Here is a 23,543-nt window from a genome sequence, read left to right on the forward strand (position 1 = left end):
CATGGCCGACAGCATCTCCATAGAGACGCCCGATTTCAAGCGCCGCGGCGTCCTGTTCGTTCTTTCCTCGCCCTCTGGCGCCGGTAAATCCACCATCGCGCGCAAGCTGCTGGCTGCGGAGCCGGATCTTGCCATGTCGGTTTCCGCGACCACGCGGCCGATGCGGCCGGGGGAGGTCGACGGCAAGGATTATCATTTCGTCGATCTGGAGGAATTCCGGCGGATGACCGCCGATCACGAATTTCTGGAATGGGCGCATGTCTTCGGCCAGCGCTACGGCACGCCCCGCGCTCCGGTGGAGGCGATGCTGAAGTCCGGCCGCGACGTTCTGTTCGACATCGATTGGCAGGGCGCGCAGCAACTCCACCAGATTGCGGGCGGTGACGTGGTGCGGGTGTTCATCCTGCCGCCGTCGATGGAGGAACTGGAGCGTCGCCTGCGCGGACGGGCGACGGACAGCAATGAGGTGATCGAAGGCCGCATGGCCCGCGCGGCGGGAGAGATCGCGCACTGGGACGGTTATGATTATGTCCTGTGCAATGTCGATGCGGAAGATTGCTTCCGGCGCGTCCAGACGATCCTGCACGCCGAACGCATGAAGCGCAGCCGCCAGACGGGTCTGATCGGCTTCATCCGCAGGCTCAGCCGCTATCATCAGGAAGATTGAGGGATTTGGGCGTACCATGCGCCTGCGAAGGCAGGAACATGGCAGGTTTCAATCCAGCGGGGTCATGCCCAGGGATGATCGCCAGAGCATCGTGCGCAAAAGTGGGAACCGGTTTTGCGCTTAAAACGATGCGACAACAAAAGCTTGAGTGCGCGGCCTGCGTACGATTTAGCGCAGCGCGCTCTAGAGCAGATTCCGATCCGATTGCATCGGTTCGACTGCTCTAAGTTTTTGTTTTGTCGCGTTTTCCGAGTCAGCAGATGATTCCATCTGCTTGGAAAACGCTCTAGCCCTCAAAACCCGCCGGTTCTGCCCAATCCGGATGCACCCAGGCCATCGCCTTGAACAGCGTCCCCATGGCATCCCCGGCGGTCAGGCGCAGGCGGGCTGCCTCCACCTCATCGGCGCGGGCCGGCGTCGTGCGGGCGAGCTGATCGGCGCGGGCGTCGATGCCCAGCTGGCGCAGGAAGGCGCCCTGACCGACCGGCCCCATCACCCGAAGCCCCGCCTGCCGCGCCATATTGCCGATCATGGTGAAGTCGACATGGGTGGTGAGGTCGCTTTCGCCCGGCTCCAGAAAGGGGTCGGCGAAGCGGTGCGCTCGCACCGCCTGCAACGTGTCCCCCAAGGCCGGCCCCTCATAGCCATAGTCGACGATGATCGCGGCGCCGCCCTGCCGGGCGATCCTGTGCGCGAGTTCCAGCGCGACCGCGGCCCCGGCCAGCGGCGTTTCCAATATCGCGCCTTCCGGCGCTTCGGCGGCGAGGGCGGGGATGCCCGACTCGACGCGGCGATAGCCAGCCATGGGCGCGAAACGATCAGGCTGGCCCGGATCGGGGCAGATCACCACCCGTTCGCGCCATTCCTTTCCGCTGCGCACGATCTGGCGCACGGGCAGCGCGTCGAAAAATTCGTTGGCGACGACCAGCAGCGGCCCCTGTTCGGGCAGGCTGGAGACAGTGTCGTGATGGAAGATGTTGGGGATGATCGTCCTTTGCCGCTCCCGCAGGCTCGGGCTGGTCTCCACGAAATGCACTCGTGGGACGAGCGACAGGCCGGCCATGGCCCGGAGGGCATCGGAAGCGAGCGTGCCGCGGCCGGGGCCGAGTTCGACATAGCCGATCTCCGGCCGGCTGCCCGACCGCATCCAGACGTCCGCCAGGCATAGTCCGACCAGTTCCCCGAACATCTGGCTGATCTCCGGCGCGGTGGTGAAGTCGCCGGCGGCGCCCAGCGGGTCGCGAGTGCCGTAATAATGCTGGTTCGCCTCCGCCATATAATGGGCGATGGAGATCGGCCCGCCCGACGCGATCTGGCGCGCCAGGCGTTCCGACAGGCTGGGTTCAGCTGACACTCGCGCTGCCCGCGACCGGTTCCACGCGCACGCGGCGGCTCCTGGCGGTGAAGATCAGGTACAGGCCGCCCAGGATCATCGGCACGCACAGCCACTGGCCCATGTGCAGGCCGGTGCGCGCGGCGAATTCCATGAGCTGCGCGTCGGCCTCGCGGAAATATTCGACGCCGAAGCGGAAGATGCCATAGCCAAGCAGGAAGATGCCCACCAGCATGCCGGGCTTGTAGCGGGCGCGGGTCTTCCAGAAGGCGAAGGCGAGGATCAGGAACAGCACTATGCCTTCCAGGAAAGCCTCGTAAAGCTGGCTCGGATGGCGGGGGAAGGCGCCGCCGGTCGGGAAGACGATCGCCCAGGGCACATCGGTTTCCTTGCCCCACAGCTCCCCGTTCACGAAATTGGCGAGGCGGCCGAAGAACAGGCCGAAGGGCACGCAGCAGGCCACGAAATCATGGATGCGCAGCCAACTGAGCTTCTCCTTGCGCGCCATGTAGAGGATGCCGAGCGACACGCCTATGGCCCCGCCATGGAAGGACATGCCGCCGTTCCACAGCTTGAAGATGTCCAGCGGATGGCGGAGGATTTCGGGCTGGTAGAAGAAGACATAGGCCAGCCGCCCGCCGATGATGATGCCCAGCGTCGCATAGAAGATCATGTCGTCGGCATGGCGGCGCGCCATGGGCGAACCGGGCTGGGCGATCAGCTTCAGCAGGTACCAGTAGCCGATCAATATGCCCGCCAGATAGGCGAGGCTGTACCATTTCAGCGTGAAGAAGCCGAGGTCGAGCGCGACAGGGCTGAGGCCGAGCTGGTCGAAGCGGATGGCCCCCGAAGCGGCGGCGGCAAGGTCAAGGATCAAGTTGGCGTTCCCCTTGGGAAATTCGGCCCCCGCCATAGAGCAAGGTGGGGGACGGAGGAAAGGGAGGAAGTTGACGGGGCCGGTTCATGAAGTCCGAACGACTTTCCCGGCCATGGTGGTGGCGAGTTGCGGCGGCCTTGAGACGAAGGGCGCCACTCGACCAGACAGGGGCTTGGCATGCGTCGGGACCGACCTTGCAATCCTGCCTTCCCCAACGACGGATCGGGCATCCCCGCCATCCGACCGTCCTCACCCCTTCGAAATCCGCCAGCGCCGGGAAACCTGCTTCCACAAACGGCAAACCGAAATTCAGCCCCCGATCTTCGCCCGGGCAAAGGCGACGAGCGACCCGAACGTCTCGAACGTATCGCCGTCTATATCCTCGTCCTCGATCAGGATGCCGAAGCGGTCCTCCATCTCCGTGAGCAGGCCCGCAACGGCCATGGAGTCCAGTTCCGGCAGCGCGCCGAACAGCGGCGTATCCGCATCAAAGGCGTCCACCCGGTCCTGCGACAGGGCCAGCACATCGCGCAGCAAGGCGCGCATCATCGTTTCAATATCCATTGCCCGGTCGACCGGTTGTGCATTGTCCGCCCGCATGATGGGCGCCTACCTAGTCGTTCCGCCGCTAACCTACAAGCGCCGAAATGGCCGCACGCGCGGCGGGCAGCCAGACCGAAGCGCGTCGGGGGTTGAAGAAATCCAGCCGGTAGAGCGTTTCCCGTTCCTCCATCCAGTCGGTCTTGTAGCCATTGTCGCCCGTTCCATAATCGATCGTCGCGACATGATCGCGATCGATGGCGTGCGCGAACATCGCATGGCTGAGCAGGCTGCCGGGGGAGGCACCGTCGAACGCCTGATCATGGGCCAGCTTGTGGATCAGGGCGGTGCCGTGCTCCACCGTCCACAGCTGGGTCGCCACCGGCTGCTCCTCCAGCCGCGCGAAGCCCAGCCGGAGCGTCCCGGCGGCGCTTTCCCGCTGGGCCAGCGCATGGAGAAAGCCGAGATCGGCCTCCGGCTTCTTCCAGCTTCGTTCCTGCACGGCGGCATAGTCGCGCCACAGCGCCTCGGTCAGCCGGTCCGCGATGCTGAGGGTGAAGCGGCTCGCACGGTTCTTGCGCGCGATCAGCGTACGCACGCGGCCGGGCCGTTGCGCCCAATATTGCTCGAAAGTCCGCCCATTCAGGTGCAGCATATGCCGCCCCCCCATCGGCCGCCGGACGCTGAACCAGCCTGCACGGCGAAAGGCGTCGAGCAGCATGTCCGACGCGGCCGTGACCGGATAGAGGTCGATCTGGGCACTGTCCGTCAACAGAGACTGGGCGATGACTTCGATCAGGCGACGACGGACGGTCTCGTCCGAAGGGCCAAGGAAGACCGGCCCCCAATCGAAGCTGTACCAGTTGGCGAGCGCGCCCAGCCGTCCCGCTCCGGACGAAAGCAGGAAAAGCCATGCCTGACACTCCCCCTCCAACGCCTGGAAGATGCGGACGTCCGTCGTGGAAAAGCAATGCGCATGGAGCGATTCGAACCAGTCGATGCGGTCAAACAGCGACGGCGTGCCGGCGCGGTCGAGCGCTGAACCCAGCACCTGACGCGCTTGGGCGACGCTGCGATATTCCCTTGCGACCAGCAAACCATTATCTCCCCGTCGACAGCATCGACTTTAGGAAAAAAGTCTGGAGATGGAGTTAAGCGATTCCCCCGCGCCCATGGCGGACCCCATGATCGACGGCGCGCAGGTGCGGCCGATCGACCATCTGCTGCTGCGCGGCGACGCGGAACGGCCCGCGCTGGACGGGCGGTCGGGCACGCAAAGCTATGCGGAGCTGGAAGCGACATTGGGCCGGCTGGCGGCATGGCTTGCCCGATTCGGGCTGGACAAGGGCGCGCGAGTCGCAAGCTGGGTCGCAAAGGGCCCGGTCGCGGCCCTGATGCCGCTCGCCGCGCCCCGCGCCGGGCTGGTCCATGTGCCGGTCAATCCGCTGCTCAAACATGCCCAGGTCGCGCACATATTGGCGGACAGCGGCGCGTCGCTGCTGATCGGGACGGCCAGCCGTCTGGCGACCCTGACGCCGGGCGACGTGCCGGGGCGATGCGACCTGCACCGGGAGGATGATGCGGCCTGCGCGATGAGCGGGGGGGAGGCGCTGGCCCCGTCCCATGCCGCGCCCGACGAACTGGCCGCAATCCTCTACACCAGCGGATCGACCGGGCGGCCCAAGGGCGTGATGCTGAGCCAGGCCAATCTCTGGCTGGGCGCTGTATCGGTGGCGGAATATCTGAAGCTGACGGCGGAGGACCGGACGCTTTGCGTGCTTCCCTTCAGCTTCGATTATGGACAGAATCAGCTGTTTTCCACCTGGTTCGCCGGCGGATGCGCCTGTCCGCTCGATTATCTGACGCCGCGCGACGTGGTGAAGGCGGTGGATCGGTGGGACATCACCACCTTGGCGGGGGTGCCGCCGCTCTGGGTGCAGTTGACCGAACTCGACTGGCCCGCCGATGTGGCGGCGAAGCTCAGGCGGCTCACCAATAGCGGCGGCGCGCTGACGCGGCCCCTGGTGGCGAAGTTGCGGGCGCTGTTTCCGCGGGCGGACCTCTACCCCATGTATGGACTGACCGAGGCGTTCCGCTCGACCTATTTGCCGCCCGCGCTGGTGGAAAGCCGCCCCGACAGCATGGGATCGGCCATTCCCCATGCGGAGATACTGGTCGTTCGCCCGGACGGTTCGATTGCGGGCGACGATGAGCCGGGTGAACTGGTGCATTGCGGGCCGCTGGTGGCGCAGGGCTATTGGCGCGATCCGGCGCGCACGGCGGAACGGTTCAAACCGGCGCCCGTCGGCTCCCACTATGGCGGCATGGCGGTATGGTCGGGCGATACCGTGCGCCGGGATGCGCAGGGACTGCTTTATTTTGTCGGACGCGATGACGCCATGATCAAGTCCGCCGGCAACCGCATCAGCCCCACGGAGGTCGAGGAAGCGGCCGTCGCGGTGGAGGGCGTTGCCGAAGCGGTTGCGCTGGGCGTCCGGGACGATCGTCTGGGGCAGGCGGTGCTGTTGCTGTTGCGCGGCGCTTCGCCGGAGCTAAAGGCGCAGGTGGAGGCACGGCTTCGGCAGGAGCTTCCCAATTTCATGCAACCGCGCGAGATCGTCATGCTTTCCGAATTTCCCCGCAATCCCAATGGCAAGATCGACCGCGTGGCGCTGGCGAAGGAATTTGCGGCATGAAGCCGATGGGACCAATCCCGCCCTTCTTCGCGGGCGAGGAGGGCATGTTGCTGATCGGCGGCTGCGGCGCGGCGAGCCTGGTGGAGGAGGCCGGCGACACGCCGCTGTTCGTCTATGACATGGGCATCGTAGAGGGGCAGGCGCGGGCCTTTCGCGACGCCATGCCAGCGACGCTGTCGCTCCATTATGCGGTGAAGGCCAATCCCCATGCGCCCCTGCTGGAGCGCATGGCGAAGCTGGTGGACGGCTTCGACGTGGCGTCGGGCGGGGAACTGGCCCGGGCGCTGGAGGCGGGGATGGACGCTGCCCATATCAGCTTCGCCGGGCCGGGAAAGCGCGATGATGAACTGATCGTCGCCATAGACAGCGGCGCGACGATCAACCTTGAGTCGGAGGGGGAGGCGCGGCGGGCCATCGCCCTTGCGGAGCGGCGGGGCAGGACGCCGAAGCTGGCGGTGCGGGTGAACCCGGATTTCGACCTGAAGGGGTCCGGCATGCGCATGGGCGGCGGCGCCAAGCCCTTCGGCGTGGACGCGGAGCGCGCGGCGGCGCTGGCGCGCTGGGTGATCGATGCGGGGGCCCAATGGCGCGGCTGGCATATCTTCGCCGGCAGCCAGGCGCTGGGGGCGCTGGCGCTGATCGAGACGCAGGCGGCAACCATCGATCTCGCCACCCGCCTGTCCGACAGCATCGGCGCGGTGCCCCCGCTGGTCAATCTGGGCGGCGGCTTCGGCATTCCCTATTTTCCCGGCGACGAACGGCTGGACATCCGGCCCATCGGGGACGCGCTGGGCCGGCTGCTCGACGGGCGGGCGGACATATTGCAGAACAGCGCCTTCGCCATGGAACTGGGCCGCTGGCTGGTGGGGGAGGCGGGCGTTTACCTCACCCGCATCGTCGATGTGAAGAAGAGCCAGGGCGAAACCTTCGTCGTCGTCGATGGCGGGCTGCATCACCAGCTCGCGGCGAGCGGCAATTTCGGCACGGTGGTGCGCCGCAACTATCCCATCGCCGTCGCCAATCGCTTCGGGGAAGCGCTCGCGGCGGAGGCCGTAACGGTCGTGGGCTGCCTCTGCACCCCCATCGACAGGCTGGGGGACAAGGTCGCGTTGCCGCCGGTGGAGGAGGGCGACCTGATCGCGATCTTCCTTGCGGGGGCCTATGGCGCCTCGGCCAGCCCGGCGGCTTTTCTCGGTCATCCGGCGCCTCGGGAACTGCTGATCGGCTGATTTTAATCAACTGATTTGCCAATAACTTAACTCCTAACGCTATTTTTACCCTTTCGGGGCAAGAAGGCCGTCGAAGCTGAGTGCTTGACGGTTGCCGGCGCCCCCCTTGGCGGCTGTCGGCGCGGCCGCGAAAAGGGGTGAATCTATGCGTTTCCTGTCACTTTCCCGTGCGTTGATCGGCATGTCCCTGCCGGCTCTGGCTCTTTCGGGCTGCGCTTCGGGCGGGGGCGCGCCCAATCTGCCGCCGGCGTCCTTCGTTTCGACGCAGGAGGGGCCGGGCGAGGAATATGTGATCGGGCCGCTCGACGACCTCACCATCTTCGTCTGGCGCAATCCCGATCTCGGCGCGAAGGTGCAGGTGCGGCCCGATGGGCGCATCACCACGCCGCTCATTTCCGACATGCCGGCGGTCGGCAAGACGCCCCGGCAACTGGCCGACGACCTGAAGGTGGCGCTGGGCAAATATATCGAAAATCCGCTGGTGTCGGTGATCGTCAACAATTTCTCCGGCACCTTCAGCCAGCAGGTGCGGATCGTCGGCGCGACCGAAAAGCCCGCCTCCATCCCTTATCGCGCCAATATGACGCTGCTCGACGCGATGATCTCGGTCGGCGGCCTTTCCGAATATGCGGCGGGCAACAGGGCGAAGCTGGTCCGCTTCAACAAGGAAACCGGCAAGCAGCAGGAATATCAGGTCCGCCTCGGCGACCTGCTGAAGCGCGGCGACAGCAAGGCGAATGTCATGCTGGCGCCCGGCGACGTCATCATCATTCCCGAAAGCATGTTCTGACATGGCGGCTCTCGTCGACGAACTGCTGGTCATCCTGCATGGCCTCTGGCTCCGCCGCTGGCTGGCGCTGGGCGTGGCCTGGGGCGTGTGCCTGGCTGGCTGGCTGGGCGTGGCGCTCATCCCCAACAGCTATGAATCCAAGGCGCGGGTCTATGTGAACACCCAGTCGCTGCTGGAGGACAAGGTGGGCATCACCCAGGTCCAGGCGCAGCAGGACCTCGACAGGGTGCGCCAGACCCTGGCCAGCACGGCCAATCTGGAACGGGTGGTGAAGGAGACCGATCTCAACCGGACGGTCGACGGGCCGCGCGACCTGGCGGCGAAGATCACCGGATTGCGCGAGACCATCACCGTGATGGCGCAGCTTGACCCCAGCATGATCGACATCAGCGCCACATGGGCCGATTCCGGCCTGTCGGACGGCGCCAATGCGCGCATTTCGCAACAGATCGTGCAGAAGCTGGTCGACATCTTCCAGGAAACCAACCTGTCCTCCGACAAGGTGGAGACGCGGCAGAGCCTTGCCTTCCTCGACCAGCAACTGGCGGCGCGGGGCAAGCAGCTTGCCGCCGCCGAACAGCGCCGCGTCGAGTTCGAGCAGCGCTATGCGGGCATGCTGCCGGGCGCCGGATCGATCGGCCAGCGCATGGACGCCGCCCGGTCGGAGATCAACAGCATCGATTCGCAACTCGTGCAGGCGCAAAGCGCGCTGGCGGCGATGAACGGCCAGTTGGCGGGCACGCCGCAGACCTTGCCGGGCGTCGGCGCTTCGGGCGGGCCTTCGGCGCTGGCCCAGGCGCAGGCGGACCTTGCGTCGATGCGGGCGCGGGGCTTCACCAGCAGCCATCCCGACGTGATCGCGGCGCAGCGGCAGGTGGACCTGCTGCGCGGGCAGGGCGGCGGCAGCGCGGGCAGCACGCCCAATCCCGCCTATCTTTCGATCAGGTCGATGCAGGCGGAACGCGCCGCCACGGTGCAGGGGCTTTCCGCCCGCAAAGCGCAGTTGCAGGCGGACCTGAACGCCATGGCATCGCGCCAGACGGATGAACCCGGCCTCGCCGCCGAGCAGGAACGGCTCGACCGCGACTATCAGGTGCTCAAGACCCAATATGACAAGATGCTGGCGGACCGCGAGGAAATCCGTCTGCGCGGCGATGTGAAGTCGGAAACCGGATCGGTCCAGTTCCGCGTCATCAATCCGCCCAGCCTGCCGACCGCTCCGGCCGCGCCGAACCGGCCGCTGCTGCTGCTGGGCGTGCTGATCCTGGGGCTGGGCGCGGGCATCGGCACGGCCTTTGCCGTGGCGCAGCTCAAGGGCGGCTTTCCCAATGCGGCGCGGCTGGAAAAGGCGCTGGGCGTCTCCGTGATCGGATCGATCAGCCAGACCGTCAGCGCGGCGCAGCAGGCGATGGAGAGGCAGCGGATGAAGTGGTTTGCAGGCGCCAGCGGCGGCCTTGCGGCGCTGTGCCTGCTGCTGATCGTCATCGAATTCGTCCAGCGCGGGCTGGCTTGAGGAGGGACCGGATATGAACAGGCACAAGTCCCTTTCCGGCGGATCGCTGATCGAGCGGGCGACCGAAATCTACGATTTCAGCGCGGCCCTGCGCGGGCGCGCGGCGCCCGCGGTCGAAGTTCCGGCGGGCGAACCCGTGGTGGAGGCCGCGCAACCCGCGCCCGCCGCCGTCGAAACGCCGGTCCCCGAAACGCCGGCCCCCGGCTATCGCGCGCCGGACTGGACCGGGCCGGTTCAGCCGATCGACCGCATCGCGCTGGTCGAGGCGGGCTATCTGCTGCCCGACGGTCCCGTCACCGCGATGAGCGAGGAGTTCCGGCTGCTCAAGCGCGACCTGCTGGCCGAACTGGCGGGCAATGCGCGGGGCAACCGGGTGCTGGTCTGCTCCGCCCATAGCGGGGATGGCAAGAGCTTCTGCGCGATCAACCTGGCGCTCAGCCTGGCGGCGGAGAAGGATCGCGAAATCCTGCTGGTCGACGCCGATTTCGGCAAGCCCGGCATCCCGCAGGCGCTGGGGCTGACCGCAGGGCCGGGCCTGATGGACGCGCTGGCCGATCCGGCGATTGCCATCGAGGATTGCGTGTTGCGCACCGACATTCCCTCTCTCTCCGTGCTCCCGGCCGGACAGCGGAGCAACAACGACACCGAATATCTGGCCTCCGCGCGGACGGAAATGCTGCTGGGCCGCCTGACCGAGGGACGGCCCGACCGCATCGTCCTGTTCGATTCGCCGCCCCTGCTGGCCGCTTCTCCTGCGGCTGTGCTGGCCGGCCACGCCGCCGTCGCGCTGCTGGTGGTGCGGGCGGACAGGACGACGGAAAGCGCGCTGCGCGATGCGGCCGGACTGCTCAAGGGCGCGTCCAAGGTGAAGCTGCTCCTGAACGGTGTGAACTTCGCCAGCGGCGGACGGCGTTTCGGCAGCTATTATGCGCATGGCCATGATGGGGAGCATGCGGGCTGATGATCTCTCGCATAACCCTTCTTCTCGCGGGGATCGCCCTGGCCTCGCCCGCCCTTGCGCGGGACGAGCAGCGCAAGGTCGACGTCACGCCCTATCTCGGCATCGACCAGGTCGTGGTCGCGCCGATCCAGGGCGGCGGCGACGTTCTGACCTATACCAACGTCACCGCGGGCGTGACCGCCAGCGTGCAGACGCGGCGGCTGGAAGCCGCTGCGGACCTGCAATATGCACATAGCTTCGGCTGGGGCGATGACCTCAGCGATCAGGACATCATCAGCGGGATCGTCAGCGGCCAATATGGCCTAGCGCGCGGGCTGTCGCTGAATGCAGGCGGCCTGGCGACGCGGGTCCGCACGGACGGGTTCTCGGGCGCGTCGGTGCGCAATGACGGCTATAGCAGCCAGGTCTATGCAGGCTATGTCGGCCCGTCCTATGTCACGCGGCTGGGCGATCTGGACATCAGCGCCTCCTACCGGCTCGGCTATGCGCGGGTCGAGGATGACGTGAATGTCGATTTCCCCGGTGCGCCTCTGGGCAATGGCTTCGCGGAATCGACCACCCATGACCTGATGGGTTCCGTCGGCGTCGGGCCGGGGGTGTGGATGCCGCTGGGCCTCGTCGCCAGCGCAGGCTATAGCCGGGAGGATGCAAGCCAGCTCGACCAGCGGTTCGAGGACAAATGGGCGCGGCTCGACGCCACCCTGCCGGTATCCCCCACGCTCGCCCTGATCGGCGGCATCGGTTATGAGAAGATCGAGATCAGCCAGCGTTCGCCCTTGCTCGATGGCAATGGCGTGCCGGTAATCTCCTCCAGCGGCCGCTACGTCACCGACGACAGTTCGCCTCGCCAGCTCATCTATGATTTCGACGACATCATCTGGGATGTCGGCGTGCTCTGGCGGCCGAGCCACCGCACCTCGCTGACCGCGCGGGTGGGCGAGCGCTATGGCGGCATGACCTATTCGGGCAGCTTCATCTGGCAGGGCCGGGACAAGTCGTTCGCCCTGGTCGTGTTCGACGGCATCGACAGCTTCGGGCGCGTCATCACTTCCGATGTGGCGGCGCTTTCGGGCAGCGACCTCAATATCGTGCGCAATCCCTTCACCGGCGATTTCACCGGCTGCGCCTTCTCCACCAGCGGGGGCGGGCAGTGCTTCAACGATGCGCTGGCCGGGGTCACGGGGGCCAATTTCCGCTATCGCGGCGTGGCGGCCCAGTTCGCGGCGGAGCGCGGGCCCTGGGGCATGGGTGTCGGCCTTGGCTATTCGCAGCGCAAATTCGTGACGCCTTCGGGTGAGACGGTGCTGGTGCGCGGCACGCGGGACCAGAACTGGTACGGCAACGCCTCGCTCACCTATCGTGTCGACAGCCAGTCGAGCATCGATACGGCCGTCTATGCCAATTATTTCGACGCCAGCGGCAACCGGCTGGACGTGCTGAACCTGGGCGCCTTCGCCAGCTATTACCGGCTCGTCACGCGCAATCTGCAGGCGTCCGCCTCGGTCGGCGTCGACAGTGCCAAGGCGGACAATCTGGACGCCGTCATCAACGCCATGGGCCAGCTTGGCCTTCGCTACACATTTTAAGCCAATGCCCCGTCGGGTGGAGAGATAGTCATGTACGACCAGTTCTACGGATTGCAGGGACGCCCGTTCCAGCTGACGCCGGACCCGCATTTCTATTTCGAGAGCGCGACCCATCGCAAGGCGCTGTCCTATCTGGGCTATGGCCTTGCGCAGGGAGAAGGCTTCATCGTCATCACCGGCGACATCGGCGCGGGCAAGACGACGCTGGTCGGGCACCTCATGAACACCATCGACCCGTCGCGCCTGACGGCCGTGAAGATCGTCTCGACCCAGGTGGAGGGCGACGACATGCTGCGCCTTGCCGCGCAGAGCTTCGGCCTGGGCGTCGACGGCATGCCCAAGGCGCAGATACTGAAGCAGATCGAGGGCTGGCTCCATGCGCAGGCGCGAGCGGGCAAGCGGTCGCTGCTGATCGTGGACGAGGCGCAGAACCTGCCCATTTCCGCGATCGAGGAATTGCGGATGCTGTCCAACTTCCAGTTGGGCGGGCAGTCGCTGTTGCAGATATTCCTGCTGGGCCAGCCGGAATTTCGCGACCTGCTGAAATCGCCGGAACTGGAGCAGCTTCGCCAGCGGGTGATCGCCACCCATCATCTGGAACCGATGATGCGGCGGGAGGTCGAACCCTATATACTGCACCGCCTGTCGCTGGCCGGATGGCAGGGCGATCCGCAATTCACGCCGGAGGCTTTCGCCGCCATCTATGCCGCGACCGGCGGCGTGCCGCGCCGGATCAACGTGCTGGTCAGCCGCGTGCTGCTGCTGGGCGCGCTCGACCAGCTTTCGGTGATCGATGCCGAAGTGGTCTATGCGGTGGTGAACGACATGGGCGCGGACGCGGACGTAACGCCGGAACCGATGGCGCGCAGCGTGCTGGACGATGCCGGGGAACTGGCGGACATGCCTGCTGCCGTGCCGTTCGCGGCCGACCCCGCGGTTTCCGACGAGGTTGCGTCCTTGCGCGCCGAGGTGGAGGCGCTGCGGGCCGCCAGCCCCGGGCCGGCCGCGGACCTGCTCGACGAGATCGCTTCCCTGCGGGCGGAGATCGACACGCTTCGGGCCGAGAACGACTTTGCCCGCAGCGCGCCGAGCGTCGATCCCGAAGCGCTGAAGGACTGCTTCGCCCTTGTCGAGGAACGGCTTTCCACGCTGGAGTTCCGCGTGACGGAGCAGGACACGGCGCTGCGCCGGGTGCTGACGCTGCTGGTCGAATGGGTCGAGCGCGAGGAAAGGCTGGGCGAAACGCAGCAAAGCGCCGCCGCCTGACGGACCCATGCTGAACGCCCTATCCGTCGATGTCGAGGACTGGTTCCAGGTCGGCGCTTTCGAGCGCACGATCCGGCGCGAGGATTGGGCGGGCCTGACCCATCGCGTCGAGCGCAACACCGATGCGGTGCTGGCGCTGTTCGAGGAGGCGGGGGTCAGCGCGACCTTCTTCACGCTTGGCTGGGTGGCGGAGCGCTATCCGGCGCTGATGCGGCGCATCAGCGCGGCGGGGCATGAGGTCGCCAGCCATGGCTATGACCATAAGCGGGTCTTCACCTTCGACGGGGCGCAGTTCCGCGCCGACCTGCGCCGGTCGCGGGCGATCCTGGAGGATGCGACCGGCCAGGCGGTGACGGGCTATCGCGCGCCCAGCTTTTCCATCGACCGGCGCAACCCCTGGGCGCATGAAGTGCTGGCGGAGGAAGGCTATGCCTATTCCAGCAGCGTCGCGCCGATCCGGCACGATCATTACGGATGGCCCGAAACGCCGCGCTTCGCCTGGCGGCCGGTCAAGGGATCGCCGCTGGTCGAACTGCCCGTGACCACCGCAAGATTCGCGGGGCGAACGCTGGCGGCAGGCGGCGGCGGCTTCTTCCGGCTGCTGCCCTATGGTTTTTCGCGCTGGGCGATCCGGCAGGTGAACCAGCGGGATGGGCGGCCGGCGATCATCTATTTCCATCCGTGGGAGATCGACCCCGGCCAGCCGCGCGTCGAGGGCGCGCCGTTGCGCTCACGGGTGCGGCATTACAGCAATCTGTCGGTCATGGCGGCCAAGCTGCGTCGTCTGACGCGGGACTTTTCATGGACCCGCCTGGATGCGCTGGCGGCGCAGGAAGCGGAGCGGGCGGCATGATGGCGGGGGAAATGCTCGTCACCGCGCTGGACCTCGACGATCCGGCGCAGCGGAGCGCGGCGGATAAATTCGTGATGGCGCATCCGGCGGGGACGCCCTTCCACCGGCCGGCCTGGTTGACGGGCGTGGAGCGTGGGACCGGCAATCGGGCGCACATGCTGGCCGCCGTGGCGCCTTCGGGGGAGATGGCCGGGCTGCTGCCGCTGCATCATGTGAAAAGCGCCTTGTTCGGGCAGGCTCTGGTGTCGTCGGGCTTTGCCGTCGACGGCGGGATTCTCGCCAGCGATCCGGCGGCGGTGCCTGCTCTGGCCGCAGCCTGCGAGGGCATGGCGCGGGACGGCGGCATCGCCTCGGTCGAAATCCGTGGCGGTCCGGCGCCGGGCAGGGGCTGGGCGCTGCATGAGGGCAGCCATCTGGGCTTTGCGCGCCCTATCGCGGCGGATGATGAGGCGGAACTGCTCGCCGTGCCGCGCAAGCACCGGGCGGAGCTGCGCAAGGCGCTGGCCAATGACGCGCTGCGCGTCGAGATCGGGCGGGAGGCGCGGCATCGACAGGCGCATTACCGCGTCTATTCGGAAAGCGTACGCAATCTCGGCACGCCGGTCTTCCCGGCACGGCTGTTCCGCGAGGTGCTGGCGGCCTTTGCCGAGGATGCGGACATATTGGCGGTCTATGAGGGGGAACGGCCGGTTTCGGCGGTGCTGACCCTCTATCATCAGGGGCGGGTCATGCCCTTCTGGGGCGGCGGCATTGCGGATGCGCGGCGGCTGCGGTCGAACGAACTCATGTATTTCCGGCTGATGGGTCATGGCCGGGCGCGGGGCATGCGCGTCTTCGACTTCGGCCGTTCCAAGACAGGCAGCGGACAGGCGGCGTGGAAGAAGAGCTTTGGCTTCGACCCCGTGCCGCTTTCCTATCATAGCTGGTCGGCCACGGGCGAGCGGCGGGACATCGATCCCAACAGCCCGCACTATCAGCGGCGGATCGACCTCTGGAAGAAGCTGCCCCTGCCGGTTGCGAACCTCATCGGACCGCTCATCGCGCGGGGGCTGGGGTGAGGGGGGACATCCTCTTCCTCTGCCATCGCATCCCCTTTCCGCCGGATCGGGGCGACAAGATCCGGTCCTATCATCTGCTGGAGCGGATGGCGGAGGTCGCGCCCGTCCATGTCGGCTGCTTTGCCGACGACGCGCGGGACATGGGCTTTGCGCCCGACATGGCGAAGCTGACAGCCAGCCAGTGCGTGCTGATGCGCGACCGCTCGCGCATCATGGCGGGCCTCAAAGGGCTGGCGAAGGGGCAGCCCTTGCTGGTGTCGCTGTTCGATCATCCCGATCTGCATCGCTGGGTCGCGAAGACGCTGGCGGAACGGCCCATTGCGGCGGTCGTCACCTATTCGGCGCAGATGGCGCATTTCGTGCCCATGCTGCCGGACGGGGTGCGCTTCGTCATGGATTTCGTGGATTTCGATTCGGCCAAATATGCCGCTTATGGCGCGCAGGGCTCCGGCCCCATGGCCTGGATCAACCGGCGCGAAGGGCGCATGCTGCTGGACTTCGAGCGGAAGGTGGCTGAACGCGCCGACCTCTGCGCCTTTGTGAGCGAGGCGGAGGCCGCGCTGTTCCGGCGCGAAAGCGGGCTGGGCCCCGATAGAATCGTTGGCATCGACAATGGCGTCGCGCTGGACTTTTTCGATCCCTCGGCGGATTTCCCCGCCGTGGATCGGCCGGACGGGCGGCTGCTCGTCTTCACCGGCCAGATGGACTATCGGCCCAATGTCGAGGCGGTTGAGAGCTTTGCCCGCGAAACCCTGCCCGCGATCCGCGCCCGCTGTCCGCAGGCGCTTTTCGCCATTGTCGGCCGCAATCCCACGAAATCGGTGCAGGCGCTGGCGGCTTTGCCGGGCGTGATCGTGACCGGCGCCGTGCCCGATGTCCGCGGCTGGCTGGCGGCGGCGGACGTGGTGGTGGCGCCGCTGCGGATCGCGCGGGGTATCCAGAACAAGGTGCTGGAGGCGATGGCCATGGCGCGGCCCGTCGTCGCCTCCCCCCAGGCCGCCGAAGGGATCGACGCCCGCGATGGCGAGCACCTGCTGATCGCCGCCGACCCGGGGCAGGAGGCGGAGACGCTTCTTGCGCTGCTCGCCGATCCAACCCGCGCCGCGTGCCTTGGCCATGCGGCGCGATCCCGGATGGAGGAGCGCTACCGCTGGTCCGCGACGCTGGCGAAGCTGCCGGACATGCTGTTCGGATCGCCGGGTGCCGCCGACATGAGGGCCGCGTGATGGAAGGCGCGCTTCCCATGCGGCCGGAGGTGAAGCTGTCCGGCTGGCGCGGCCATCTGACGGCGTTCGCCATCATCGCCGGCACGATCCTGGCGCTGTTCCACCGCGACCTGCTGGGCATGATGGCGATCTGGTGGAACGCCTCGACCTATGGCCATTGTCTGTTCGTGCCGTTTCTTGTCGCATGGCTGGTGCAGCAGCGTTTGCCCGGCCTGCGCCGGCTGGAGCCATCCGCCTGGGCGCCGGGGCTTATCTGGCTGGGGCTGGGCGCTTTCGCCTGGATGCTGGGCGCGGCGGCGGGCGTGGCCGTGTTGCGGCACGGCGCGCTGATCCTGATGTTGCAGGGTTCTGTCATCGCGCTGCTGGGACCGGCCGTGGCGCGGGCGCTGCTCTTTCCGCTGTTCTACGCCTTCTTCATGGTGCCCTTCGGCGAGGAGATCGTCGCGCCCCTGCAACTGGTGACGGCGCATATCAGCATGATCCTGCTCGGCCTGACCGGTATTCCGGCGCAGATGCAGGGCATCTTCATCACCACGCCCAATGGCTATTTCGAGGTGGCGGAGGCCTGTTCCGGCGCGAAGTTCGTGATCGCCATGACGGCCTATGGCCTGCTCGTCTGCAATGTCTGCTTCACCAGCTGGAAACGGCGGGTCGCCTTCATGATCGGCGCGCTTTCCCTGTCGATATTGGCGAACGGCGTGCGCGCCTTCGCCACCATCTTCGTCGCGGAAGTGACCACCATCGATGCGGCGGCGGGCTTCGATCATGTGGTCTATGGCTGGCTGTTCTTCGCCGTCATCATGATCGTGGTGATGGCGATGGCCTGGCCCTTTTTCGACCGGCAGCCCGGCGATCCCTGGTTCGATCCCGAACATCTGCGCCATGAAGGCCATTCTTCGCCGGGCGCCGTCGCGGGCGGCGCGCTGGCGATGATCGTGGCCGCGCCCCTGTGGCTGGCGGCGAGCGCCGCGGTGGGCCAGCCTCTGCCCGGCGCACCCGCCATGCCGGAGGTGAAGGGCTGGGTCCGAAGCGACGAACCGCCGCTCCCGCTCTGGCGGCCGCGCTTCGACGGCGCCGATTATCTGGCCATGGCGAGATACCGCAATGCGGAGGGACAGGTGGTCGATCTCGCCATTGCGACCTTCGACCGGCAGGATGAGGGGCGCGAACTGGTCGGCTTCGGTCAGGGCGCGGCGGGCACCGACAGCGGATGGACCTGGTCGCAGCCCGCCGCCGCGCCCGAAAATGCGCGCGGCGAGCAGATCACCGGCCCGGGCCGGCTGGTGCGCCATGTCGTCAGCTTCTATGCCGTCGGCAAGGGCCAGCCCACCGGCAGCGCCCATCTCGTCAAGCTGGAGACGATGAAGGCGCGCCTGTTGGGCACTGACCAGCGCGCCGCCGCCATCATGGTTTCGGCAGAGGAACGGGCAGGCCGCCCTTCGGACGCCGCCATCGCCGCCTTCCTCCATGATCTGGGCGATGTGAAGGATTTGGCTGACCGCAGCCTCCGAACCCGCTAAGACCCTTCGAATGTGCGGAATTGCGGGCATTTTCCATCTTGAAACGGCCAAGCCGGTCGATCCGGCGCGGGTCGGGCTGATGCTGGACGCCATGCCGTGGCGCGGGCCGGACGACAGCGGCATCTGGACCGCGCCCGGCGTCGGGCTGGGCCATCTGCGCCTCTCGATCATCGATCTGGGCAGCGGCGCGCAGCCCATGCTGACGGAGGATGACAGCCTGGCCGTCGTCTTCAACGGCGAAATCTATAATTTTCGGGAAGTCCGCACGGAACTGGAGGCCAAGGGCCACGTCTTCCGCACGCATAGCGATACGGAGGTCATCCTGCACGGCTATCGCCAATGGGGCGAGGCCTGCGTAGAGAAGTTCAACGGCATGTTCGCCTTCGCCCTGTTCGACGCGCGGGCGCAGGCGCTCTGGCTGGTGCGCGACCGGCTGGGGGTGAAGCCGCTCCATTATGCGCTGCTGTCGGACGGCAGCCTGATCTTCGGTTCGGAACTGAAGAGCCTGCTCGCCCATCCCCTATTGCGGCGTGCGCCGGACCTGTCGGCGGTCGAGGATTATCTCGCTTACGGCTATGTGCCCGACGACGCCTGCCTGGTCGCAGGCGTGCGCAAGCTGGGCGCGGGAGAGTCGCTGCGCATCGTGCGCGGGCGGCCCCTGCCGCAGCCGCAGCGCTATTGGGACGTCAGCTTCGCCGACCGCAGCAGGGCGAGGCCGGAGGCGCTGGAGGAGGAACTGGTCGCGCTGATGCGACAGGCGGTCCGATCCCGGATGGTGGCGGACGTGCCTCTGGGCGCCTTCCTGTCGGGTGGAGTGGACAGCAGCAGCGTCGTCGCGCTGATGGCGGAGGCGTCGAAACAGGCGGTCAAGACCTGCACCATCGGCTTCGACGTCAGGGAACTGGACGAGACCGCCTATGCCGACAGGGTGGCGCGGCGCTTCGCCACCGACCATCGCACCCGCATCGTATCGCCCGATGATTATGGGCTGATCGACACGCTGGCGCTCCATTTCGACGAACCCTTTGCCGATGCTTCCGCGCTGCCGACCTATCGGGTGTGCGAACTGGCGCGGGAGCAGGTGACGGTGGCGCTCTCCGGAGACGGCGCGGACGAGGCCTTTGCCGGCTATCGGCGGCATCGGTTCCAGATGCAGGGCGAAAGGCTGCGCTCGCTGATCCCGGCTTCGGTGCGGCAACCGCTGTTCGGGACTTTGGGCCGCTGGTATCCCAAGGCCGACTGGGCGCCCCGCCCCCTGCGCGCGAAATCGACCCTGCTCGAACTGGCGGGGGAGGGCGGGGAAGCCTATGCCGCATCGGTCGGCGTGACGCCCCATGCGCTGCGGCAGCGGATGTTCAGCCAGGACATGAAGACCCGGCTCGGCGCCTATCGGGCGGAAGATCGCTATATCAGGACCATGGCGGAGGCGCCCGCGCGCGATCCGCTGGACCGGGCGCAATATGCCGACATTCGCATATGGCTGCCGGGCGACATCCTGACCAAGACCGACCGGATGAGCATGGCCGTCAGCCTGGAGGCGCGGGAGCCCCTGCTCGACCACCGGCTGGTCGAGTTCGCCGCGCGGCTCCCCGTGGCGCAGCGGATTCGGGGGAACAGCGGCAAATATCTGATGAAGAAGACGATGGAGCCTTTCCTGCCGCAGGACATACTCTACCGCCCGAAAATGGGCTTCGTGACCCCGATCAGCGCCTGGTTCCGTGGACCCTTGGCCGGGGAGGCGACAGCGATCGCAGGAGGATCTGCATTGGCGAAGACCGGCTGGTTCGACGCGAAGATGCTCGGCAAGATCGCGGCGGATCACAAGGCCGGGCTGGCCGATCATGGGCGGCTGCTGTGGCAGTTGCTGATGCTCGACAAGGCTTTGGGAAGGTTGTTTGCGCTTTGATCCGGACGATGCACGCTCCTGCGAAGGCAGGAGCCCGATCGCGAGGTCAGAGCCGGGTTCCCGCCTTGGCAGGAACTCGTTGATCTCCATTCAAACTCTTGAAAGCTGCTCCGACCAGTGCCAACGGAGCGGACACGCCAAGCTGATCAGGGTCCATAAGTGACAGTCTCCAAGGAAATATTGCGGGTGCGCCTGTACCTGCTGTGTCTGCTGGGGGACATGGCGGGGCTTTTCCTGTCCTTTCTGCTCGCCAATTATCTGGTGCTGGGCGCATGGCTGGGCGAACCGGGCAAGCCGCACGGCATCGTCATGTTCGCGATGATCGCGCCGCTTTACGTGCTGCTCGGCGTGCAGGGCGGCGCCTATGGCATCCATATGCTGGAGGATCTGCGGCGCGGCATTTTCCGGGGGTTGATGGCGCTGGCGCAGGCGGCGATGCTGATGCTGCTGATCGTCTATCTGGGGAAGATCGCGGAACAGCTTTCGCGTCTGACCTTCATCGTCGGCCTGGGCATTTCGGCAGTTGGCGTGGCTGCCGTCCGACTCGCCATCGGGCGGCTCGGCGCGCATCTGCTGGGCGAGGTGCCGCATCTGACCGTGGTCATCATGGACGGCGTGACCATCGACACCGGCCCGCACATGCATGTGATCGAGGCTGAGGCCGCCGGCCTGCAGCCCAAGGGGCATGACGCGGACATGGCGGCGCGGCTCGCCGCGGCCGTGGGCATGGCGGAACGGGTGATCGTCGCCTGCCCGATGGAGCGGATGGACGACTGGTCGGTGGCGCTCAAGTCCCTGTCGGCGCGGGGCGAGATCGTCGTGCCGGAACTGCTGCGCTTCGCCCCGGCGCGGGTGGACGAGTTCGACGGTCAGCCGACGATCATCGTCGCGGGCGGGCCGTTCCAGTTCCGCGACCGCCTGATCAAGCGATTCTTCGACATCGTCGTCGCGACGGCGGCCACCATCGCGCTTTCCCCGGTGCTGATCGCGGCGGCGCTGGCGGTGAAGCTGACCAGTCCCGGCCCGATCATCTTCCGCCAGCCGCGCATCGGCCGCGACGCCCGGCCGTTCAACATATATAAATTCCGTTCCATGCGGGCGGAGGCGAGCGACCGGAAGGCCGACAAGCTGACGGCGCGCGATGACGATCGGGTGACGGCTGTGGGCCGTTTCCTGCGCAAGACCAGCATCGATGAGCTGCCGCAACTGTTCAACGTGCTGCGCGGCGACATGAGCATCGTCGGCCCGCGCCCCCATGCGGCCGCCGCGAAGGCCGGCGACCGGCTCTATTGGGAAGTGGACGAGCGCTATTGGGAGCGGCATTGCATCAAGCCGGGCATGACCGGACTGGCGCAGGTGCGCGGCCATCGCGGATCGACCGACCATCATCAGGACCTGATCGACCGGCTCCAGTCGGACCTGGAATATGTCACCAAATGGTCGATCTGGCGCGACCTGCGCATCATCGTCGCGACCATCGGCGTGCTGGTGCACCACAAGGCCTATTGAGGGATGGGCCGGTTGACGGACAGCATCGACCTGATCGCGGCCCTCACGCTGCTGCTCTCGCTGGTGGCGGTGGCTTGGCCGTTTCTCTTCTACCCCCTGATCCTGCGCTTGCTGCCGACAAAGGCGGAGCAGCCGGCCGCCGGGCCGCCGCCATCCGCATCGCTGCTCTTCTGCGCTTATAATGAGGCAGCGGCGATGCCGGAAAAACTGGCCAATCTGGCGATGTTGAAGGCGCGCCATCCGGCGCTGGAAATACTGGCCTTCGACGACGGCTCGTCGGACGAGACGGCGGCGCTGATCGAAGCGCGGGGCGATCTGGTGACGCTGCTGCGCGGGCCGGGGCGCTGCGGCAAGGCGCATGGCATGAAGCTGCTGGCGGCGCGGGCGCAGGGCGATGTGCTGATCTTCACCGACGCCAATGTGATGCTGGACCCCGACGCCATCGACAATCTGCTGGCGCGCTATGCCGATCCGGACATCGGAGGCGTGCTGGGGTCCCTGCATTATATGGGCGACGGGGAAAGCGCCACAGCCTCGGTCGGGTCACTCTACTGGCGGATCGAGGAACGGTTGAAGGACGAGGAATCGCGCACCGGCAATGTGCTGGGGGCCGACGGGTCGATCTTCTCCATCCGCCGGGCGCTCTATCCCGACTTTCCCGACAGCGTGCTGGACGATCTGACGGTGTCGATGGCGGTGGTCTTCGCCGGCAAGCGGCTGGTGAAGGCGAAGGACGTGATCGCCCGGGAGCGGCTGGTGGCGGCGCGTGGCGACGAATATCGGCGCAAGGTGCGCATCGCCGCCCGCGCCTGGCATACGCACAGCCATTTGCGGCCGCAATTGCGACGGATGCGCGGGGTCGACAGGTTCAAATATGCCTCGCGCAAGATCGTGCGATGGTTCGGCGGTCTCTTCATACTGACGGGGATCGTCGCGGCGGGGACGCTGGCGATGCGGATTTCCCCGATGCTCTACATGGTTGGCGGACTGACTGGGGTATTCATCCTGTGGCGCGGGCTGCGGTCCAAGGGCGGACCCTTCGCGGCGGCGGTGGACATCGTGCTCGCCTATTTCGCGACCTTGCAGGGCGTGGCCAAGGCGATGACGGGACGAACCGTGACTATCTGGAACCCCGCCAAGTCGCGCTGATTCCCGCCTTTGCGGGATGTCGGGTCTGATGGGCCACGCACAACGGAATCGCTCGCCAAAGCGGCGGCATATTGTATAGGCCGGTGCCAACTGCTTTTTGGAGCCAAGGCGTGATCACTTTCCAGCGGGTGGCGAAAGCCGCCGGCAAGCATCTGACCCGGACAATGCTGGCCGTGCGCAAAGCCATGGGCGCGCGGGCGAACCGGGCCTGTCCGGCCTGTGGGCAGGCGGTGGTGGGGTTTTTCCGCTATGGCGACAATGCCGAATGGGGCTGTCCGAACTGCGGCGCTTCCCCGCGCGAACGGTTGATGAACCATCTGATCGCGGGCCATGTGCTGACCGTGCCGGAACAGGGCGCGGTGCTGCACATGGCGCCCAATGAAGGCAGCCTGGTGCGCCGCTTCTCCACCGCCGCCGACTATACCCCCGCCGATCTCGATCCCGGCCGCTACCATGTGCCGAACATGCGGCGCGTCGACCTGATGGCGCTCGATGCCAGCGACCGCTACGACCTTTTCTATGCCAGCCATGTGATGGAGCATGTGCCGGACGATCATGCCGTGCTGCGCAACATCCATCGCGCGCTGAAGCCCGGCGGCGAAGCCTGGCTGATCGTCCCATTATGGGACAGGCCGACCGAGGATGGCAGCTTCGACATGCCTCCGCGCGAACGCGAACGGCGTTTCGGTCAATGGGACCATGTGCGCCAATATGGCCCGGACTTTGCCGACCGCATCCGGGCCGCCGGCTTCGATCTGGAGGAGATTGACGCCAGCGCCATCGATGCCGATACCCGGCATTATTTTGCGCTGGACGACAGGCTGTTCCGCGCGCGCAAGCCGCTCGCGACCGGCGCCCGGTGAG

General features: G+C 66.7%; 20 protein-coding genes. 16 read left to right on the plus strand and 4 right to left on the minus strand.

The window, feature by feature from the left end; genetic code table 11:
* Position 1 precedes the first annotated feature (1 nt).
* Positions 2–667 carry a guanylate kinase gene (gmk, locus tag EGM87_RS02010; RefSeq protein ID WP_025551753.1) on the plus strand — a complete coding sequence of 222 codons (666 nt, stop codon included), beginning with the start codon at positions 2–4 and terminating at the stop codon, positions 665–667.
* 286 nt (positions 668–953) lie between these two features.
* Here gmk and EGM87_RS02015 read toward each other — a convergent pair whose 3' ends face one another.
* The 4 genes from EGM87_RS02015 to EGM87_RS02030 form a co-directional block, all read right to left on the minus strand.
* Positions 954–2,021 (minus strand): class I SAM-dependent methyltransferase, encoded by a 1,068-nt coding sequence (locus EGM87_RS02015; RefSeq protein WP_137709203.1) that lies wholly within the window; start codon positions 2,019–2,021, stop codon positions 954–956.
* Positions 2,011–2,913, minus strand: a complete 903-nt coding sequence (lgt, locus tag EGM87_RS02020; protein ID WP_170825636.1) for a prolipoprotein diacylglyceryl transferase — start codon at positions 2,911–2,913, stop codon at positions 2,011–2,013. Before lgt ends, EGM87_RS02015 begins: the two co-directional genes overlap by 11 nt.
* Before the next feature lie 273 nt (positions 2,914–3,186).
* Positions 3,187–3,477 carry an acyl carrier protein gene (locus EGM87_RS02025; RefSeq protein ID WP_025549642.1) on the minus strand — a complete coding sequence of 97 codons (291 nt, stop codon included), beginning with the start codon at positions 3,475–3,477 and terminating at the stop codon, positions 3,187–3,189.
* A 28-nt stretch (positions 3,478–3,505) separates the two neighbouring features.
* The gene (locus EGM87_RS02030; RefSeq protein WP_137709202.1) at positions 3,506–4,513 is read right to left on the minus strand and encodes a GNAT family N-acetyltransferase; all 1,008 of its coding nucleotides are present in this window, start codon (positions 4,511–4,513) and stop codon (positions 3,506–3,508) included.
* A gap of 49 nt (positions 4,514–4,562) precedes the next feature.
* On the opposite strand from EGM87_RS02030, the gene EGM87_RS02035 reads away from it, so the two are divergent.
* The 15 genes from EGM87_RS02035 to EGM87_RS02105 all read left to right on the plus strand — a co-directional run bounded on the left by EGM87_RS02035 (position 4,563) and on the right by EGM87_RS02105 (position 23,542).
* The gene (locus EGM87_RS02035) at positions 4,563–6,113 is read left to right on the plus strand and encodes an acyl-CoA ligase (AMP-forming), exosortase A system-associated (protein ID WP_253719110.1); all 1,551 of its coding nucleotides are present in this window, start codon (positions 4,563–4,565) and stop codon (positions 6,111–6,113) included.
* Complete coding sequence (locus tag EGM87_RS02040) at positions 6,110–7,342, plus strand: pyridoxal-dependent decarboxylase, exosortase A system-associated (RefSeq protein ID WP_137709201.1); 1,233 nt, start codon at positions 6,110–6,112, stop codon at positions 7,340–7,342. The genes EGM87_RS02035 and EGM87_RS02040 overlap by 4 nt, the downstream gene beginning before the upstream one ends.
* Positions 7,343–7,487: 145 nt before the next feature.
* The gene (locus EGM87_RS02045) at positions 7,488–8,132 is read left to right on the plus strand and encodes an XrtA/PEP-CTERM system exopolysaccharide export protein (protein WP_044661858.1); all 645 of its coding nucleotides are present in this window, start codon (positions 7,488–7,490) and stop codon (positions 8,130–8,132) included.
* Between the two features lies 1 nt (position 8,133).
* On the plus strand, positions 8,134–9,645 hold the full coding sequence (locus tag EGM87_RS02050) for an XrtA system polysaccharide chain length determinant (RefSeq protein ID WP_025549647.1): 1,512 nt from the start codon (positions 8,134–8,136) through the stop codon (positions 9,643–9,645).
* A gap of 13 nt (positions 9,646–9,658) precedes the next feature.
* Positions 9,659–10,606 carry a P-loop NTPase gene (locus EGM87_RS02055; protein ID WP_137709200.1) on the plus strand — a complete coding sequence of 316 codons (948 nt, stop codon included), beginning with the start codon at positions 9,659–9,661 and terminating at the stop codon, positions 10,604–10,606.
* Entirely contained in the window at positions 10,606–12,192 is a 1,587-nt protein-coding gene (locus EGM87_RS02060) for a hypothetical protein (RefSeq protein ID WP_099185913.1), read from the plus strand. Before EGM87_RS02055 ends, EGM87_RS02060 begins: the two co-directional genes overlap by 1 nt.
* A gap of 30 nt (positions 12,193–12,222) precedes the next feature.
* Complete coding sequence (locus tag EGM87_RS02065) at positions 12,223–13,458, plus strand: XrtA/PEP-CTERM system-associated ATPase (RefSeq protein ID WP_137709199.1); 1,236 nt, start codon at positions 12,223–12,225, stop codon at positions 13,456–13,458.
* Positions 13,459–13,465: 7 nt separating this feature from the next.
* A complete protein-coding gene (locus EGM87_RS02070; RefSeq protein ID WP_137709198.1) occupies positions 13,466–14,311 on the plus strand; it encodes an XrtA system polysaccharide deacetylase in 846 nt (281 codons plus the stop codon).
* Positions 14,308–15,369, plus strand: coding sequence for a FemAB family XrtA/PEP-CTERM system-associated protein (locus tag EGM87_RS02075; protein WP_137709197.1), 1,062 nt, complete (start codon positions 14,308–14,310; stop codon positions 15,367–15,369). The genes EGM87_RS02070 and EGM87_RS02075 overlap by 4 nt, the downstream gene beginning before the upstream one ends.
* Positions 15,366–16,595, plus strand: coding sequence for a TIGR03087 family PEP-CTERM/XrtA system glycosyltransferase (locus EGM87_RS02080; protein ID WP_137709196.1), 1,230 nt, complete (start codon positions 15,366–15,368; stop codon positions 16,593–16,595). Before EGM87_RS02075 ends, EGM87_RS02080 begins: the two co-directional genes overlap by 4 nt.
* Complete coding sequence (gene xrtA / locus EGM87_RS02085) at positions 16,595–18,115, plus strand: exosortase A (RefSeq protein ID WP_137709195.1); 1,521 nt, start codon at positions 16,595–16,597, stop codon at positions 18,113–18,115. Before EGM87_RS02080 ends, xrtA begins: the two co-directional genes overlap by 1 nt.
* Positions 18,116–18,125: 10 nt before the next feature.
* Positions 18,126–20,021, plus strand: a complete 1,896-nt coding sequence (locus tag EGM87_RS02090; RefSeq protein ID WP_137709194.1) for an XrtA/PEP-CTERM system amidotransferase — start codon at positions 18,126–18,128, stop codon at positions 20,019–20,021.
* 219 nt (positions 20,022–20,240) lie between these two features.
* A complete protein-coding gene (locus EGM87_RS02095) occupies positions 20,241–21,530 on the plus strand; it encodes a sugar transferase (protein ID WP_410483110.1) in 1,290 nt (429 codons plus the stop codon).
* A 3-nt stretch (positions 21,531–21,533) separates the two neighbouring features.
* Entirely contained in the window at positions 21,534–22,679 is a 1,146-nt protein-coding gene (locus EGM87_RS02100; protein WP_137709192.1) for a glycosyltransferase family 2 protein, read from the plus strand.
* 110 nt (positions 22,680–22,789) lie between these two features.
* Positions 22,790–23,542 carry a class I SAM-dependent methyltransferase gene (locus EGM87_RS02105; RefSeq protein WP_061936247.1) on the plus strand — a complete coding sequence of 251 codons (753 nt, stop codon included), beginning with the start codon at positions 22,790–22,792 and terminating at the stop codon, positions 23,540–23,542.
* The last annotated feature ends 1 nt before the right edge of the window (position 23,543 follow it).

The organism is Sphingobium sp. RSMS (assembly GCF_005406185.4).
GTDB lineage: Bacteria > Pseudomonadota > Alphaproteobacteria > Sphingomonadales > Sphingomonadaceae > Sphingobium > Sphingobium fuliginis.